Here is a 16,762-nt window from a genome sequence, read left to right as displayed (position 1 = left end):
GTTCAATTTCTAATTTGGCATAGATACTGCAGTCACTCCGTCATAAGCAATTTTTTGACGGAGTGACTATGTCAGCCAACCCACTAGCGCAAATTGAGTCATTCAAGCACACTAGCAAACAATGGAACCAACTGCGTGAGGCCGCTAATATGTCCAATCGAATGGAGCATATTTTACAGGCTATGCCATCCGGCGTGGTGATTATCAATGGCGACGGTATAGTCACGGATGCCAATCCGGTTGCAGTTGAATTACTAGAGCGCTCCTTGTGTGGCGTTCGCTGGATTGATGTGATCCACAGTGCCTTTGCGCCACAGGACGATGATGGTCACGAAGTGTCACTGCGTAATGGCCGCCGCGTTAAATTAGCAATTACGCCACTCACGCCAGAGCCTGGTCAATTAATTGTATTAACTGATCTGACTGAAACTCGATTATTACAGAAAAATCTATCCCATCTACAACGCTTATCTGCACTGGGTAAAATGGTTGCGACCTTGGCACATCAAGTGCGCACGCCTTTATCTGCCGCTTTGCTATATGCCTCTAATCTTGCAAGTCCTAAGTTATCCGATGCCGCTAAAGCAAAATTCCAGCAAAAGCTTGTTGATAGGCTTAATGAACTGGAGCGTCAGGTTAACGACATGCTATTGATGGCGAAAGGCCGTCAGGATGAACTGGGAGATTTGATTACGCTTGCTGAGGTTATCGACAATGTATTGGCAAATTGTGAGCCGATAGCGGCGAAGCAAGGTTGTGATTTGTCATTTGATGATGCATCAAGCAGTTCGATGTTAGCCAATTCAAATGCTTTAAGCTCGGCAATCAACAATTTAGTGATGAACAGTATCGAAGCTGGCGCCACTGAGATTCGTATTCAGGCGAAAGAAGAGGGCGATCAGTTACTACTGAATGTCATCGACAATGGCAAAGGTTTAGATGCCAATATGCAGCAGAAGGTACTTGAACCTTTCTTTACGACTAAGTCGCAGGGAACTGGGCTCGGGTTAGCGGTTGTGCAATCTGTGGTGCGTAATCATGGAGGACAACTGCAATTAAGTTGCTTACCGAATAAAGGTTGCACTGTGTCTTTAGTCTTCCCACGGGCTAAATCTGCGGTGATATTACCTTTGGAGATTACCCATGTCTGAAGCAAAGTTATTGCTCGTTGAAGATGATGCCTCATTGCGTGAAGCCTTGTTGGATACCTTAATGTTGGCTCAGTATGAGTGCATTGATGTTGCCTCGGGTGAAGACGCTATTTTAGCCTTGAAACAACATCAATTTGATTTAGTCATTAGTGATGTGCAGATGCAAGGCATTGGTGGGTTAGGATTATTAAACTTCCTACAGCAACATCATCCTAAGTTGCCAGTATTGTTGATGACAGCTTATGCCACGATTGGTAGTGCGGTGGATGCCATTAAATTGGGCGCTGTCGATTACTTAGCGAAACCTTTTGCGCCAGAAGTCTTGCTCAATCAAGTTTCCCGCTATTTGCCGTTAAAACAAAATGTGGATCAGCCAGTAGTTGCCGATGAGAAGAGTTTAGCTTTATTGGCACTGGCTCAGCGGGTTGCTGCATCCGATGCTTCGGTCATGATCTTAGGCCCAAGCGGCTCGGGTAAAGAAGTCTTGGCCCGTTATATTCATCAACACAGTAGCCGTGCCGATCAAGCTTTTGTGGCCATTAACTGTGCTGCAATTCCCGAGAATATGCTTGAAGCTACCCTTTTTGGTTATGAAAAGGGCGCATTTACTGGCGCCTATCAAGCGTGTCCGGGGAAATTTGAGCAGGCTCAAGGTGGCACTTTGCTGCTAGATGAAATCTCTGAGATGGATTTAGGCTTACAAGCTAAGTTATTGCGGGTATTGCAAGAGCGTGAAGTTGAGCGTTTAGGCGGCCGTAAAACCATTAAGCTCGATGTACGCGTGCTTGCCACATCCAATCGCGACTTAAAAGCCGTGGTAGCAGCCGGTGGATTTAGGGAAGATCTCTACTATCGAATCAACGTGTTCCCCTTAGCTTGGCCCGCATTAAGTCAACGTCCTGCGGATATTCTGCCTCTTGCGCGCCATTTACTGGTTAAGCATGCCAAGGCATTGAATGTCGCCGATGTGCCTGAGTTGGATGAAAATGCACGTCGACGTTTATTGAGTCATCGCTGGCCGGGGAACGTACGTGAACTCGATAATGTGATCCAGCGGGCTTTGATATTAAGAGCCGGTCAAGTGATCACCGCCAATGACATTATTATTGATGCGCAGGATGTGATTTTAGGCGGCGAAGACCTAGATCAATTTGCTGCCGAGCCAGACGGTTTAGGCGAAGAGCTTAAAGCGCAGGAGCATGTGATTATTTTAGAAACCCTTAATCAATGCCAAGGAAGCCGCAAACTGGTCGCTGAAAAACTGGGGATAAGCGCCCGAACCTTAAGATACAAGATGGCAAGAATGCGTGATATGGGCATTCAACTGCCAAATTAGTCTTCAAGTTCAAGTGATAATCTTGCGGCCTCAACATGAGTGTGAGGCTGCATTTATTAAAATATACCACCGCAAAAGTGGCCTATTTTATCCAGAATCCTTAGTTTTAACGTCTTCTTATCCCGTCAATTTATTATCAATCACGACCATTTGAAAACTTGGCCGTTATTTTGCATTGTCCCGTTATAGGTATTTTGATCGTCAAGAACTCGACGACTGGGAGCTCAGCATGCAAATAGGCGCAAATTCATTCCTGCAAGAAATGCAGAAACTCCAAGGCGAAATTACGCCGTCTTTTGGCGTTCAGCCAAATATCATGCAGCAAGTTAATAACACCAGTGGTGCGGACTTCGGTCAGTTACTCTCGCAAGCCGTCGGCAATGTCGGCGGTTTACAGTCAACATCATCAAACCTCGCGACGCGCTTAGAAATGGGAGATACTACGGTCTCGTTGTCAGATACTGTTATCGCCCGTGAGAAAGCCAGCGTCGCCTTCGAGGCAACGGTACAAGTGCGTAATAAGCTTGTCGAAGCCTATAAAGAAATAATGAGCATGCCTGTCTAGGCCAGTGAATAACCCAATTAGCAGGTACGAATCGTGAGCACAGAAATGATTGTCGGATCCAATTCCGACTTAGCTGACCAAGGTGTCCAGCAAGAACATAAGTCAGGAATGATGGGAAACCTTGGCGGTGTCGATATGATGCGTCAAGTAACTATGATTTTAGCCTTGGCGATTTGTTTGGCCTTAGCCGTATTTGTCATGCTGTGGGCACAGGAGCCTGAGTATCGTCCATTGGGTAAAATGGAAACTCAGGAAATGGTTCAAGTATTAGATGTGCTTGATAAAAATAAAGTTAAGTATCAAATCGACGTGGACGTGATTAAAGTCCCCGAAGATAAATATCAAGAAGTGAAAATGATGCTGAGCCGCGCAGGCGTTGACAGCCCTGCGGCCAGTCAAGATTTCTTGAATCAAGACAGCGGCTTTGGTGTTAGCCAACGTATGGAGCAAGCCCGTCTTAAGCACAGCCAAGAAGAAAACCTTGCCCGTGCAATTGAGCAACTACAAAGTGTTAGCCGCGCCAAAGTGATCCTCGCGTTACCTAAAGAAAACGTCTTTGCCCGCAATGCCTCAAAACCAAGTGCGACTGTGGTTATCAATACCCGCCGTGGCGGTTTAGGCCAAGGTGAAGTCGACGCTATCGTCGATATCGTTGCCTCTGCTGTTCAAGGTTTAGAGCCATCACGGGTGACTGTGACCGACTCTAACGGCCGTTTATTAAACTCAGGCAGCCAAGATGGCGCGTCTGCGACAGCCCGTCGCGAGCTTGAATTAGTACAGCAAAAAGAAGCCGAGTATCGCACTAAGATTGAATCGATTTTGGTACCTATCTTAGGTCCTGATAATTTCACCTCTCAAGTCGATGTCAGCATGGACTTTACTGCGGTCGAGCAAACCTCTAAGCGTTATAACCCAGATTTACCGTCTTTACGCAGCGAAATGACCGTTGAAAATAATACCACTGGCGGATCTTCAGGTGGGATCCCTGGGGCGCTATCGAATCAACCGCCAATGGAATCGAACATTCCGCAAGATGCGACTAAAGCGACCGAGTCTGCCACTGCAGGTAATTCTCACCGTGAAGCAACCCGTAATTTTGAGTTAGATACCACCATTAGCCATACCCGTCAGCAAGTTGGCGCCGTTCGCCGCATTAGTGTGTCGGTTGCTGTGGACTTTAAACCCGGTGCTGCCGGAGAAAATGGTCAAGTGGCGCGTGTTGCCCGTACTGAACAAGAGCTGACCAATATCCGTCGTTTACTCGAAGGTGCGGTAGGTTTTAGCTCGCAACGGGGTGATGTGTTAGAAGTGGTAACTGTTCCCTTTATGGATCAATTGGTTGAAGACTTGCCTGCACTAGAACTGTGGGAACAACCTTGGTTCTGGCGTGCGATTAAGCTCGGTATTGGTGCGCTAGTGATTCTGGTACTGATTTTAGCTGTGGTACGTCCTATGCTGAAACGCTTAATCTATCCTGACAGTGTGAATATGCCTGAGGATGGCAGATTGGGTAACGAACTGGCCGAAATTGAGGACCAGTACGCGGCAGATACGCTAGGGATGCTCAATACACAAGAGGCGGAATACAGTTATGCCGATGATGGTTCAATTCATATCCCTAATTTGCACAAAGATGATGATATGATTAAAGCTATCCGTGCGCTCGTGGCTAATGAGCCTGAGCTCTCTACTCAAGTCGTGAAAAACTGGTTACAAGACAATGGCTGAGAATAAAACGAAAGAAGTGGCTCCAGCGGCCCCACCTGCCTTTAACATTAAAGACATTAGCGGTGTCGAAAAGACCGCGATCTTACTCCTCAGTTTGAGTGAGGCCGATGCTGCATCCATTTTAAAACACTTAGAGCCGAAGCAAGTGCAAAAAGTGGGTATGGCGATGGCGGCAATGGATGAGTTTGGTCAAGAAAAAGTCATTGGGGTACATAAGCTGTTTCTCGATGACATACAAAAGTATTCTTCTATTGGTTTCAACAGCGAAGAGTTCGTTCGTAAAGCCTTAACCGCCGCGCTGGGTGAAGATAAAGCAGGTAATCTGATTGAACAGATTATCATGGGCAGCGGTGCTAAAGGTTTGGATTCGTTGAAATGGATGGATGCACGCCAAGTAGCGACCATTATTCAAAACGAACATCCTCAGATCCAAACGATCGTGTTGTCCTATTTAGAACCCGATCAGGCGGCGGAAATTTTTGGTCAATTCCCTGAAAATACTCGCTTAGACTTGATGATGCGGATTGCGAATCTTGAAGAAGTACAGCCCGCTGCACTGCAAGAGCTGAACGACATCATGGAGAAACAGTTTGCTGGTCAAGGTGGCGCACAGGCCGCGAAAATGGGCGGCCTAAAAGCGGCTGCCAACATCATGAACTATTTAGATACGGGTATCGAAAGTCAGTTGATGGAAACTATGCGCGAGTCTGACGAAGAAATGGCGCAGCAAATCCAAGACTTGATGTTCGTGTTTGAAAACTTAATTGATGTTGATGACCGTGGTATTCAAGCACTGCTCCGTGAAGTGCAGCAAGATGTACTGATGAAGGCGCTCAAAGGCACAGATGATCAGCTGAAAGAAAAAATCTTGGGCAACATGTCAAAACGTGCCGCTGAATTGCTGCGTGACGATCTTGAGGCCATGGGCCCAATCCGTATCAGTGAAGTGGAAGTCGCCCAAAAAGAAATCCTGTCTATTGCCCGTCGCTTAAGTGACAGCGGCGAAATTATGTTAGGCGGCGGTGGTGGCGATGAGTTCCTCTAATCCGAGCGACAATAAACCGTCAAATAAGGTCTTGAGCGACGGTGATATTGAGTTTAGTCACTGGGCACTGCCAGATGTGACTGAAGCCGATGACGATTCTATCTCGAATTTGTTCGGCCATTCGAATCATCAAGCCGCTAAGCCGACGACGGTTGAGAGTGTTTCTCCGCCGACGATGGCCGAGATTGAAGACATTCGCGCCCAAGCTGAAGAAGAAGGGTTTGCCGAAGGTAAACAACAAGGTTACGAGCAAGGGCTAGAAAAAGGTCGCTTAGAAGGCTTAGAGCAAGGCCATACCGAAGGGCTCGCCCAAGGGCATGAGCAAGGATTAGAAACCGGTTTAGCTCAAGCCAAAGTTTTACTTTCGCGGTTTGAAGCCTTATTAACGCAATTTGAAAAGCCATTGCAATTACTCGATGGCGATATTGAGCTCTCCCTACTGAACTTGAGTATGACATTAGCTAAATCTGTCATAGGCCACGAATTAAAAACCCATCCAGAACAAGTGCTTTCGGCATTACGCTTAGGCATAGAGTCGCTACCCATTAAGGAGCAAGCGGTGACTATTCGGCTGCATCCTGACGATGTGATCCTTGTCGAACAACTTTATTCCACCGCCCAACTGACCCGCAGTAAATGGGAACTTGAAGTCGATCCGACGTTAAGTGCAGGCGATTGTATTCTGAGCAGTCATCGCTCTTTAGTGGATTTAACGCTTTCATCGCGCATCGATACTGTGTTTGAGTCATTACGAAATCAACATGCGCATTTGAGTGATAAACAGCATCAACTGCAAGAGACGATTGAAGCTGAAGATACTGCCAAACAAGTGGCTGTGGCGCTTGAGTCTGAGCTTGATGATCAAACGCCTGATGACCAAGCTGTCGATACGGTTAACCAAGACACTGAGGACATGCAATCTACCTCAAACACAGGTGAGCACTTAGATACCCAATCGGATGCCGGAACAGATGCAAAATCGCCAACACCAACTGCTGAATAGGCTGAATCACCATCAGGAAAAAGTGCCGCCATTTCGAGCTGTGGCCAGTGGTCAACTCGTGCGTGTTGTTGGCTTAACCTTAGAGGCGAGCGGTTGCCGTGCGCCAGTGGGCAGCTTATGTTCCATCGAAACCATGGCGGGCGAGTTAATTGCAGAAGTCGTCGGCTTTGATGGCGAACTCCTGTATTTAATGCCTATCGAAGAATTACGTGGAGTATTACCCGGTGCCCGGGTGGTGCCTTTAGGGGAACAAACTGGACTCAATGTCGGCTTGTCCCTGTTAGGACGCGTGCTCGATGGCAACGGTGTGCCTTTAGATGGTTTAGGTGCGTTGCAGACAGATCAACAAGCGCCAAGACATAGCGCTGCCATTAATCCATTATCTCGCCGTGCTATTACCGAGCCGCTGGACGTCGGTGTTCGCGCCATTAATGCCATGCTGACAGTGGGCAAAGGCCAACGTATGGGCTTGTTTGCTGGTTCAGGTGTGGGTAAGAGTGTGCTCTTAGGTATGATGACTCGCGGTACCACTGCCGACATTATTGTGGTTGGGCTGGTGGGCGAGCGTGGCCGTGAAGTAAAAGAGTTTATTGAAGAGATTCTTGGTGAAAAAGGTCGAGCGCGTTCTGTTGTTGTTGCCGCCCCTGCAGATACCTCGCCGCTGATGCGCCTGCGCGCCTGTGAAACCTCGACTCGCATTGCCGAATACTTTCGCGATTTAGGCTATAACGTCTTGTTATTAATGGATAGTTTGACGCGTTACGCCCAGGCGCAGCGGGAAATTGCTTTGGCTGTGGGTGAGCCGCCAGCCACCAAAGGCTATCCGCCTTCAGTATTTGCCAAGCTGCCGCGTTTAGTTGAGCGTGCTGGCAACGGTGGCCCAGGTCAAGGTTCAATTACGGCATTTTATACTGTGTTGACGGAAGGGGACGATCAACAGGATCCCATTGCCGATGCATCGCGGGCGATTCTTGATGGTCACATAGTCTTGTCACGTTCGCTTGCGGACTCTGGGCATTATCCTGCGATTGATATTGAAGCCTCCATTAGCCGGGTAGCACCTATGGTGATCTCCAATGAACACTTGGAAGCGATGCGCCGCGTGAAACAAACCTATTCCTTGTATCAGCAAAATCGGGATTTGATTTCAATTGGTGCTTATGCCCAAGGCAGCGATCCTCGAATCGATAACGCGATACGATTACAGCCGGCGATGAATGCTTTTTTACGCCAAACCATGCGTGATGCATTCAGTTTTGCCGATAGCCAAGTCATGCTCGGGCAACTTGCCGCACAGTGCAAATAATGGCGTCATCGAATTAATCGAGGTCTAGTATGGCTAACGCCGATCCCTTGTTGTTAGTGTTAAAGCTCGCCAATGATGCCGAAGAACAAGCGGCGTTATTGTTAAAGTCGGCGCAGTTAGAGTGTCAAAAACGGCTGAATCAACTCAGTGCACTCAATAACTATCGCTTAGAATACATGAAGCAAATGCAATCCCAGCAAGGCCAAGCCATTAGTGCCAGTCACTATCACCAGTTTCATCGCTTTATTCGTCAGATTGATGACGCTATTACTCAGCAAAATCGCGTTGTAGCCGACGGTGAAAAACAAAAAGAATATCGACAACAGCATTGGTTGGAAAAACAAAAAAAACGTAAGGCTGTGGAATTACTCTTAGCGAGTAAAGAGAAGAAGCGCCAAGTTGTTGAACAAAAACGGGAGCAGAAAATGACCGATGAATTTGCTTCTCAGCAGTTTTATCGCCGTCATCAGCGTTAGTGTAATGGTGCGTTAAATGATCGGTATCTTTGCCATTCACTAACCTCTATGAGTTCAGTTTTCTGTTGCCGCTTATGGTGCAGAACATTTGTTCGACTTTTTTCCCTGAGTTTTATTCTTTTCAATATGCCGCAGTAAAAACTGAAGTTTTGGCATCTTATTTGCTTTGATTTAGTCCATGACCCTGCAACCGCAGTGTTTAATTGACGTTTCTACCTAGCCATTTTCTTTTTCTGCTGGGTGATGTTTGGGAGCACTTATGCAACAAATGACCAATATCCTGTTGAGTAAAACAGGCAACTCTGCGGCCAATTCCGCTAAGACATCTTCCCAAGAGTCTAATAATGAAGACTTTTCATCTACACTTGCGTCTGTCTCCGCTAGCTCATTTTCTATTTCCGCGCCTAAAAAGGCTGTCGCGAATACTGACGATAAAGTGCAGATCGCCTCTACTGATAAAGTAAAAGATAAAGACATATCAACGGATGACGCTGACGTTAATCTTATCTTCGCCCAGATCAGTATGGCAAATGACATGAAGAAAACGGCATCAGAGGGAGAGAGTTTGCCGTTTGGCTCTTCCCAAGAGGACAATAATGAGTCTGGTGATACTTTGTTGGAAAGCGATGCTCTCAGTACCGTTGAGTTGACGGGTATACAAGCATCAATGAAAGCGATGAACACTGAGCTTCCAGTTGTCGACATCTCAGGCTCAGCGCAAGGTAAGGCTGATATTTTAACGTCAAGTGAAGTTAACCTGGCAACTGAGAAAAGTAATAGCAAGTCCTCAAATGGCGAGCTATCGGGCCTACAAAAGATGTTAGATACTGACATTTCATTTTCCTCAGAACTCAAAAAGTTAACTGACCAGTTTCAACTAAATACTGCGTCATCAGATGAGACTGATAGCACTAATAATGTGTCTACGGATAAAGTATCAGTAGAGGTATTACCCAAAGAAAGATTGTTAGCGACTAAAATATCAGTAGAGGCATTGCCAATTGAAAATATACGGGCTGACAAAGACGCAGCCGACGAATTATCTGTTGAAGCAATACAGGGGAAGAAAGTTTTACTTGATGAGGCGGTAGAGGCATTAAAATCACAGTCGTCTATGGATAAAAGCCTTGAATCACATTCCGCCTCTCTCAAGGCACAAGTCATTTCGCCGAACAGTAAAATATCTGAAAGTTTAGACTTATCAGAGCTTGAAAATGCAGCAGAAACAGCACCATCAAAAATTTTAGAAAGCGTGATATTGAAAGACGCTGATGTGACTGAACTTAAAGACGATAAATCATTTTCAACTGATAAATATGCGAATCAAGTTGCGAGTGTAAACGCTGAACTGCGGGGAGCAAGGTTGGATCTTAATTCTGAGGCACTGCGAACTTCTGACGACGTAGATGAATCAATGTTGAAGTTTAGCCCTGCGAGTCAAACTTTGCGGTCTGAAACCCTAGCGCCATCGACTACTAAGAATGAAATGTCTGCAACATCTTTAATCGCTGATGAAATAGTTGATACATTGGACTTGGCAAGCTCCAAGCTGATTGATACTTCTAGCACGGACGAGGTCGATGCTGATACTGTTTCTGTAGAGAGTAATAAACCAACAGTTCGCAATGTTGAGATTACGATACCCCAGCAAGTAAGCCGAAATGCTAATGTCGATATTGCGGTTAGCAAAGTAGAAGTTCAGCCTATAGTTACAACACTGGATACACAGAATATCTTAGGTAACGCAGTTGATCCGAAGGATAGCGCAATGACTGATACCGAGATCAATGTTGATGTTTCAAAAGTAGCAATGGATGCGGGTACTTTGCTAAAGGATGCGAAGTACAGTGTGACACTCGATGCTCAAAGAGACGCTAAGCCATTCATTATGGGGGATGAAGACAAGGTATCAACGACTGACATTAAGTCATTTTCTGCTTTAGCTCAGTCATCGACGCCACTACAAGTCAATCGTCAGGAAACGATGCAAGTTCAGTTGTCATTACGCCAAGGTGTCGAACAACAAAACCAAATGCAAGAGATGATCCAACGGTTTTCACCTGTGATGAAGCAACAGTTGATCACTATGGTGAGTCAAGGTATTCAACATGCTGAAATTAGGCTCGATCCCCCTGAGCTTGGACATATGCTGGTAAAAATTCAAGTGCATGGCGATCAGACCCAAGTACAGTTCCATGTCACTCAGACACAGACGCGTGATTTAGTTGAACAAGCTATGCCAAGATTACGCGAGTTACTGCAGGAGCAAGGGATGCAATTAGCGGATAGCCATGTGTCTCAAGGTGGCCAAGGTGAACGTCGAGAGGGAAGTTTTGGCGACGGTGGCGGTTCAAGTGGGGCTGATGTGGATGAAATCTCGGCAGAAGAGCTACATTTAGGTTTAAATCAAGCTTCTAGTGTAAATTCAGGTATAGATTATTACGCTTAAGTAGGTAACCTATAGCGATGACTTATATAGTTACGTTTTCATATTAATAAAACGTAAGAGTTTCTGCCTAAATTAAAGAGAATAGTGAATGGCTAAGGAAGAATCGTTAGAACTTGAGAACACCGAAGCTCCCAAAAGTAAAAAAAAGCTCTTTATTTTTATTGGAGTGGGGGTTTTAGTTGCACTGCTTATTGCCGGTGCCCTATGGTTTTTCCTTGGTAGTAGTTCTGAGGACGCCACGACGTCAACTGACGGAGCCGTACAAACAGAAACTCCTGCTGAAAGTGGTGCGCTGACTACCGCATCCTATGTGCCTATGCCACGTCCTTTTTTGTTTAACCTGCCTGGCCCTGATCGCGCTCGTTTAGTTGAGATTAAAGTACAGTTAATGGTACGTGGCACAGATGATGATGTGCTGACACAAAAACACATTCCGCTGATTGAAGATGCGCTTTTAACGACTTTCAGTGGCGCAGATGTGCAAAAACTCAGTACGCAAGCGGGTAAAGATGAATTACGCCAGTTAGCACTCTTAAGCGTGCAAAATACCCTGCAGTCGGTCACTGGCCGTAAAGTTGTCGAGAAAGTGCTGTTTACTGGTTTTGTGATGCAATAACCCTTTACTGATAGTGGGTAAGTAATCTAAAGAGGCGAAGGCAATATAGTGAGTGATTTATTAAGCCAAGACGAGATTGATGCACTCTTGCACGGGGTTGATGACGTCGATGATGATGACGAAATTGATTCCGCTGGTCATGATGCGCGTTCCTACGATTTCTCTTCCCAAGATCGCATTGTTCGTGGGCGTATGCCGACGCTGGAAATTGTGAATGAGCGTTTTGCACGTCATTTGCGGATCAGTATGTTTAATATGATGCGTCGCGCTGCTGAAGTGTCGATCAACGGTGTACAGATGCTCAAGTTTGGAGAGTATGTACATACGCTATTCGTTCCTACTAGTCTGAATATGGTACGTTTTAGTCCGCTCAAAGGTACAGCATTGATCACAATGGAAGCCAGATTGGTGTTCATCCTAGTGGATAACTTCTTTGGGGGAGATGGCCGTTTCCATGCCAAGATCGAAGGGCGGGAATTTACGCCTACTGAGAGACGTATCGTACAGCTATTGCTTAAAATAATTTTTGAAGATTATAAAGATGCGTGGGCACCGGTGATGGATGTGGAGTTCGATTATTTGGACTCAGAAGTCAATCCTGCCATGGCCAACATTGTCAGTCCTACTGAAGTTGTCGTGATTAACTCATTCCATATTGAAGTTGATGGTGGTGGCGGTGATTTCCATATCACTATGCCGTATTCCATGATTGAGCCGATTCGCGAGTTGCTCGATGCGGGTGTTCAAAGTGATAAGCAAGATACTGACATGCGTTGGTCGCAGGCATTGCATGATGAAATCATGGATGTGAAGGTCGGGTTCGATGCCAACATTGTGGAACATGAATTAACGCTCAAAGATGTGATGAATTTTAAAGCGGGCGATATTATTCCGATTGAGTTACCGGAATATATTATGATGAAAATCGAGGATTTACCGACATATCGTTGTAAAATGGGCCGTTCTAGAGATAACCTAGCACTTAAAATATATGAAAAGATCCCTCGGCCAGAAACCGTTAAATCCGAGCTACAATTAGTGACGCGCAAGGGTAAATCTCGCGATATATCAGAATTATAAGGTGAAGTAAGATGAGCACAGACGATACGGATGATTGGGCTGCAGCAATGGCAGAACAAGCTTTAGAAGAAGCTAACGCGATTGAGCTCGATGAATTAGTTGATGATTCGAGACCTATCTCTAAAGCAGAAGCGGCGAAATTAGACACTATTTTAGATATCCCCGTCACTATCTCTATGGAAGTGGGCCGTAGCTATATCAGTATTCGTAACTTGTTGCAGTTAAACCAAGGTTCTGTGGTTGAGCTCGACAGAGTTGCGGGTGAACCTTTAGATGTGATGGTTAACGGTACGCTGATTGCGCATGGTGAGGTTGTGGTTGTAAACGATAAATTCGGTATTCGTTTAACCGATGTGATCAGTCAAACCGAGCGAATTAAAAAGCTTAAATAATTGTCTCATCAACGAAAGTTGGAACCAGAATGACCATATCGGTAATACTCAGTTTAGCTGCAGTATCTCAAGCAAAAACTGAGAGTCTTGTAGGCGATAGTACTCAAGGCGTAACAGCTGTGACATCTTCGGCCGCAAAAATGGCTGAACCTTCCCAAGTCGCAACCCTAGCGAGTATGTTAGGTGGCTTAATTCTGGTTTTACTCTTAATTTTTGCGTTAGCTTATTTATTAAGACGGTTCAATTTAGTTCCTACGACCAACGGTGTTTTAAAAACCATAGCCGTGACTTCGCTCGGTCAGAAAGAGCGTTTAGTCTTAGTGCAGGTGGGGGAGCAGCAATATTTACTTGGCGTTAGCTCGCAGCAGGTGAGTTTGATTGATAAGTTAGTTGAACCTATTCATATAGAGTCTGATTCCTTTGCGAGTCGGCTACGTCAGGCGAAATTAAAACAATGACAACACGTATCCTCGCGTTAGTTGGCTTAGTTATTCTGTTATGCATGCCGTCGGCATGGGCCGCTGATGGTGTTTTGCCTGCAGTGACTGTAATAACAGGACCAGACGGCTCCACAGAATACTCAGTCACAATGCAGATTTTACTGCTGATGACATCGCTGAGTTTTTTACCTGCGATGCTCATCATGTTGACCTCTTTCACGCGGATCATCATTGTTCTGTCTATATTACGTCAAGCTATTGGCTTACAACAAACACCTTCCAATCAAGTATTAATTGGCATGAGTTTATTCATGACCTTTTTTATTATGGCGCCGGTATTTGACCGGATTTATGACGAAGGGGTTAAGCCTTACATTGAGGAGCAGTTAACCCTGCAGCAAGCGTTCGAAAAAGGTAAAGAACCAATAAGAAGCTTTATGTTAGGTCAAGTTAGGACCACAGACTTAAAAACTTTTATCGAAATTTCAGGCTACAAAAACATTAAGTCGCCCGAAGAAGCCCCGATGAGCGTGCTGATACCCGCCTTTATTACCAGCGAGCTAAAAACAGCTTTTCAAATTGGTTTTATGTTGTTCGTGCCGTTTTTAGTGTTAGATCTAGTGGTGGCCAGTATCTTAATGGCCATGGGTATGATGATGTTATCCCCTATGATAGTGTCGCTACCATTTAAGATCATGCTGTTTGTGCTCGTCGATGGTTGGAGCTTAGTCCTAGGGACATTAGCGAATAGTTTCGGGTAGCCAAGGGAGAATATGCAAATGAGTCCAGAGGCGCTAATTGATATTTTTCGTGAGGCTCTCGCTGTTATTGTCATGATGGTGTCTGCAATTGTATTACCTGGGCTGGGTATTGGTTTGATTGTCGCCGTGTTTCAAGCCGCGACTTCGATTAACGAGCAAACTTTAAGTTTTCTACCGCGATTGTTAGTGACACTTTTCGGTTTGATGTTCATGGGACATTGGTTAGTTGAAACCCTAATGGACTTTTTTGTCGAGATGGTTAATCGCATCCCGCAAGTAATAGGCTAATCCAATGGAGCTGCTGCTCGATACGTTAATGCAGACCATTGCCGCTTATATGTGGCCACTGTTTCGGGTTGCTAGCATGTTAATGGTGATGGTGGTATTTGGGGCCGCAACCACTCCAACTCGTGTGCGCTTACTATTAGCCATGGCGATTACCTTTGCGATAGCACCAGTCCTTCCTCCTGTTCAAAATGCCGATCTATTTTCACTCAGTGCAGTATTTATTACTGCGCAGCAAATCATTATTGGTGTTGCCATGGGGTTTGTGACTCAAATGGTGATGCAAGTTTTCGTATTAACCGGCCAGATTATTGGTATGCAAACCAGTCTCGGGTTTGCTTCTATGGTTGATCCTGGTTCGGGTCAGCAAACACCCGTTATTGGTAACTTTTTTCTATTATTGGCGACATTAATCTTCTTAGCCGTCGATGGACATCTATTGATGATCCGTATGTTGGTGGCGAGTTTTGAGACCCTACCCATTTCTAATCAAGGATTAACCCTCACTAGCTACCGTGCTTTAGCAGATTGGGGCTCGTATATGTTTGGTGCGGCATTAACTATGTCGATATCCGCGATTATTGCCTTGTTATTAGTGAACTTGTCCTTCGGTGTGATGACCCGCGCCGCGCCGCAATTAAATATTTTCTCTATTGGTTTTCCGATCACTATGATTGGCGGATTGTTTATTCTCTGGTTAACCTTAACACCTGTTATGGCCCATTTTGATGAAGTGTGGACTGCGGCTCAAGTGCTGCTTTGCGATATGTTAGCGCTTCAATGTAACGCCGATGGTTTGATATGACGGTATTAGGAGCAGCCCATGGCTGAAGAGTCAAGCGGTGAACGCAGTGAGGAACCCACTGGGAGACGTCTCGAACAGGCGCGGGAAAAAGGACAAATTGCGCGTTCGAAAGAACTCGGTACAGCAGCGGTATTAATTTCCGCTGCATGTGGCTTTTATATGTTAGGTCCAAGTCTAGCCACAAGTTTAACTCGGGTATTTGAGACTGTTTTCACCATGGACAGGGCGCAAATTTTTGATACTGAAGAAATGTTTAATGTATGGGGCGTTGTCGCGAGCGAAATCGCCTGGCCCATGGCAAAAATTATGCTGTTAATTGTGGTTGTCGCTTTCATTGGCAATATATCCCTTGGCGGGATGAATTTCTCTACCCAAGCCATGATGCCTAAGGCCAGTAAAATGAGCCCAGTCGCAGGTTTGAAGCGCATGTTCGGTGTGCAGGCGTTAGTTGAGCTGACGAAGGGGATTGCCAAGTTTTCTGTGGTGGCATTTTCTGCGTATTTATTACTGAGCTTTTACTTCAATGATATTATGTTGCTATCTAGTGATCATCTTCCTGGTAATATTTACCACGCATTAGATTTACTTGTGTGGATGTTTATCCTGTTGTGTTCCTCTATTTTATTGATTGTCGTCATCGACGTGCCGTTCCAAATTTGGAATCACAACAAGCAACTTAAGATGACCAAACAAGAAGTAAAGGATGAATATAAAGACACTGAAGGGAAGCCTGAAGTGAAATCGCGAGTAAGGCAGATGCAGCATGAGTTGGCTCAGCGCAGAATGATGGCTGAAGTACCCAATGCCGATGTCATCGTTGTTAACCCTGAGCATTTTGCAGTAGCGATTAAATACGATGTAAAACGCTCCGCTGCACCCTTTGTCATCGCTAAAGGCGTTGATGACGTCGCATTTAAAATTCGTGAGATTGCCCGCGCCCATGATGTAGCCATTGTATCTGCACCGCCGCTTGCGAGAGCAATATACCATACGACTAAGTTGGATCAACAAATCCCCGAAGGATTGTTTACTGCTGTGGCACAGATTTTGGCCTATGTATTCCAGTTACGCCAATATCAGAAAGGACGCGGTCGTAAACCTATTCCAGTTCCGCTTAATCAGCCCATTCCTGATGAATTGAAATATTAAGTTTGCAGCATCTGACACTTGTGAGTGATACACAAGATGATGTCACTTTATATGAATGTTCCAATATTATTTCTTCTTTATATCAATGAGTCATAGGTATAATTCTCCTTAATTAGTCAGGTTGATTTTGTTGGCGTGTTTTTTGCTTTTCGCTTCTTACACGTCAAAATTTAGG

17 protein-coding genes are annotated in these 16,762 nt (G+C 45.4%); all 17 read left to right on the top strand.

What is annotated here, in order from left to right:
• The first annotated feature begins 68 nt into the window (after nt 1–68).
• The gene (locus Q4Q52_RS06180) at nt 69–1,151 is read left to right on the top strand and encodes a PAS domain-containing sensor histidine kinase (protein WP_012089707.1); all 1,083 of its coding nucleotides are present in this window, start codon (nt 69–71) and stop codon (nt 1,149–1,151) included.
• On the top strand, nt 1,144–2,487 hold the full coding sequence (locus tag Q4Q52_RS06175) for a sigma-54 dependent transcriptional regulator (protein ID WP_106651076.1): 1,344 nt from the start codon (nt 1,144–1,146) through the stop codon (nt 2,485–2,487). Before Q4Q52_RS06180 ends, Q4Q52_RS06175 begins: the two co-directional genes overlap by 8 nt.
• 229 nt (nt 2,488–2,716) lie before the next feature.
• Nucleotides 2,717–3,052, top strand: coding sequence for a flagellar hook-basal body complex protein FliE (gene fliE / locus Q4Q52_RS06170; RefSeq protein WP_311990103.1), 336 nt, complete (start codon nt 2,717–2,719; stop codon nt 3,050–3,052).
• Between the two features lie 45 nt (nt 3,053–3,097).
• A complete protein-coding gene (gene fliF / locus Q4Q52_RS06165; RefSeq protein WP_006082406.1) occupies nt 3,098–4,780 on the top strand; it encodes a flagellar basal-body MS-ring/collar protein FliF in 1,683 nt (560 codons plus the stop codon).
• The gene (gene fliG, locus Q4Q52_RS06160) at nt 4,773–5,825 is read left to right on the top strand and encodes a flagellar motor switch protein FliG (protein WP_006082405.1); all 1,053 of its coding nucleotides are present in this window, start codon (nt 4,773–4,775) and stop codon (nt 5,823–5,825) included. The genes fliF and fliG overlap by 8 nt, the downstream gene beginning before the upstream one ends.
• Complete coding sequence (gene fliH, locus Q4Q52_RS06155; protein ID WP_012197384.1) at nt 5,812–6,828, top strand: flagellar assembly protein FliH; 1,017 nt, start codon at nt 5,812–5,814, stop codon at nt 6,826–6,828. The genes fliG and fliH overlap by 14 nt, the downstream gene beginning before the upstream one ends.
• A complete protein-coding gene (gene fliI / locus Q4Q52_RS06150; RefSeq protein ID WP_311990102.1) occupies nt 6,797–8,134 on the top strand; it encodes a flagellar protein export ATPase FliI in 1,338 nt (445 codons plus the stop codon). Before fliH ends, fliI begins: the two co-directional genes overlap by 32 nt.
• Nucleotides 8,135–8,163: 29 nt before the next feature.
• The gene (gene fliJ / locus Q4Q52_RS06145; RefSeq protein WP_006082402.1) at nt 8,164–8,610 is read left to right on the top strand and encodes a flagellar export protein FliJ; all 447 of its coding nucleotides are present in this window, start codon (nt 8,164–8,166) and stop codon (nt 8,608–8,610) included.
• Nucleotides 8,611–8,869: 259 nt separating this feature from the next.
• A complete protein-coding gene (locus Q4Q52_RS06140) occupies nt 8,870–11,059 on the top strand; it encodes a flagellar hook-length control protein FliK (RefSeq protein ID WP_311990101.1) in 2,190 nt (729 codons plus the stop codon).
• 88 nt (nt 11,060–11,147) lie between these two features.
• A complete protein-coding gene (gene fliL, locus Q4Q52_RS06135; protein ID WP_063884841.1) occupies nt 11,148–11,675 on the top strand; it encodes a flagellar basal body-associated protein FliL in 528 nt (175 codons plus the stop codon).
• A 48-nt stretch (nt 11,676–11,723) separates the two neighbouring features.
• The gene (fliM, locus tag Q4Q52_RS06130; protein ID WP_063884842.1) at nt 11,724–12,755 is read left to right on the top strand and encodes a flagellar motor switch protein FliM; all 1,032 of its coding nucleotides are present in this window, start codon (nt 11,724–11,726) and stop codon (nt 12,753–12,755) included.
• 11 nt (nt 12,756–12,766) lie between these two features.
• Nucleotides 12,767–13,147 carry a flagellar motor switch protein FliN gene (fliN, locus tag Q4Q52_RS06125; protein ID WP_028761182.1) on the top strand — a complete coding sequence of 127 codons (381 nt, stop codon included), beginning with the start codon at nt 12,767–12,769 and terminating at the stop codon, nt 13,145–13,147.
• A 29-nt stretch (nt 13,148–13,176) separates the two neighbouring features.
• Nucleotides 13,177–13,605 carry a flagellar biosynthetic protein FliO gene (gene fliO, locus Q4Q52_RS06120; protein ID WP_063884843.1) on the top strand — a complete coding sequence of 143 codons (429 nt, stop codon included), beginning with the start codon at nt 13,177–13,179 and terminating at the stop codon, nt 13,603–13,605.
• Nucleotides 13,602–14,348 carry a flagellar type III secretion system pore protein FliP gene (gene fliP / locus Q4Q52_RS06115; RefSeq protein WP_311990100.1) on the top strand — a complete coding sequence of 249 codons (747 nt, stop codon included), beginning with the start codon at nt 13,602–13,604 and terminating at the stop codon, nt 14,346–14,348. The genes fliO and fliP overlap by 4 nt, the downstream gene beginning before the upstream one ends.
• Before the next feature lie 18 nt (nt 14,349–14,366).
• Entirely contained in the window at nt 14,367–14,636 is a 270-nt protein-coding gene (fliQ, locus tag Q4Q52_RS06110; protein WP_006082394.1) for a flagellar biosynthesis protein FliQ, read from the top strand.
• Nucleotides 14,637–14,640: 4 nt separating this feature from the next.
• The gene (fliR, locus tag Q4Q52_RS06105; protein WP_220590726.1) at nt 14,641–15,438 is read left to right on the top strand and encodes a flagellar biosynthetic protein FliR; all 798 of its coding nucleotides are present in this window, start codon (nt 14,641–14,643) and stop codon (nt 15,436–15,438) included.
• A gap of 18 nt (nt 15,439–15,456) precedes the next feature.
• Nucleotides 15,457–16,587, top strand: coding sequence for a flagellar biosynthesis protein FlhB (gene flhB / locus Q4Q52_RS06100; RefSeq protein WP_220590725.1), 1,131 nt, complete (start codon nt 15,457–15,459; stop codon nt 16,585–16,587).
• The last annotated feature ends 175 nt before the right edge of the window (nt 16,588–16,762 follow it).

Origin of the sequence: Shewanella sp. SP1S2-4, assembly GCF_031932075.1 — a bacterium.
Lineage (GTDB): Bacteria > Pseudomonadota > Gammaproteobacteria > Enterobacterales > Shewanellaceae > Shewanella > Shewanella baltica.
Note: the sequence above shows the minus strand (reverse complement) of the source record. Positions and strands in the feature narration are given on the sequence as shown.

Excerpts from the sequence above, each read along its gene's own strand:
- fliF (WP_006082406.1), top strand. The coding sequence starts at position 3,098 with ATGATTGTCGGATCCAATTCCGACTTAGCTGACCAAGGTGTCCAGCAA.
- fliP (WP_311990100.1), top strand. The coding sequence starts at position 13,602 with ATGACAACACGTATCCTCGCGTTAGTTGGCTTAGTTATTCTGTTATGC.
- fliH (WP_012197384.1), top strand. The coding sequence starts at position 5,812 with ATGAGTTCCTCTAATCCGAGCGACAATAAACCGTCAAATAAGGTCTTG.
- Q4Q52_RS06175 (WP_106651076.1), top strand. The coding sequence starts at position 1,144 with ATGTCTGAAGCAAAGTTATTGCTCGTTGAAGATGATGCCTCATTGCGT.
- fliR (WP_220590726.1), top strand. The coding sequence starts at position 14,641 with ATGGAGCTGCTGCTCGATACGTTAATGCAGACCATTGCCGCTTATATG.
- fliE (WP_311990103.1), top strand. The coding sequence starts at position 2,717 with ATGCAAATAGGCGCAAATTCATTCCTGCAAGAAATGCAGAAACTCCAA.
- fliI (WP_311990102.1), top strand. The coding sequence starts at position 6,797 with ATGCAAAATCGCCAACACCAACTGCTGAATAGGCTGAATCACCATCAG.
- Q4Q52_RS06140 (WP_311990101.1), top strand. The coding sequence starts at position 8,870 with ATGCAACAAATGACCAATATCCTGTTGAGTAAAACAGGCAACTCTGCG.
- fliL (WP_063884841.1), top strand. The coding sequence starts at position 11,148 with ATGGCTAAGGAAGAATCGTTAGAACTTGAGAACACCGAAGCTCCCAAA.
- fliG (WP_006082405.1), top strand. The coding sequence starts at position 4,773 with ATGGCTGAGAATAAAACGAAAGAAGTGGCTCCAGCGGCCCCACCTGCC.
- Q4Q52_RS06180 (WP_012089707.1), top strand. The coding sequence starts at position 69 with ATGTCAGCCAACCCACTAGCGCAAATTGAGTCATTCAAGCACACTAGC.
- fliQ (WP_006082394.1), top strand. The coding sequence starts at position 14,367 with ATGAGTCCAGAGGCGCTAATTGATATTTTTCGTGAGGCTCTCGCTGTT.
- fliN (WP_028761182.1), top strand. The coding sequence starts at position 12,767 with ATGAGCACAGACGATACGGATGATTGGGCTGCAGCAATGGCAGAACAA.
- fliJ (WP_006082402.1), top strand. The coding sequence starts at position 8,164 with ATGGCTAACGCCGATCCCTTGTTGTTAGTGTTAAAGCTCGCCAATGAT.
- flhB (WP_220590725.1), top strand. The coding sequence starts at position 15,457 with ATGGCTGAAGAGTCAAGCGGTGAACGCAGTGAGGAACCCACTGGGAGA.
- fliO (WP_063884843.1), top strand. The coding sequence starts at position 13,177 with ATGACCATATCGGTAATACTCAGTTTAGCTGCAGTATCTCAAGCAAAA.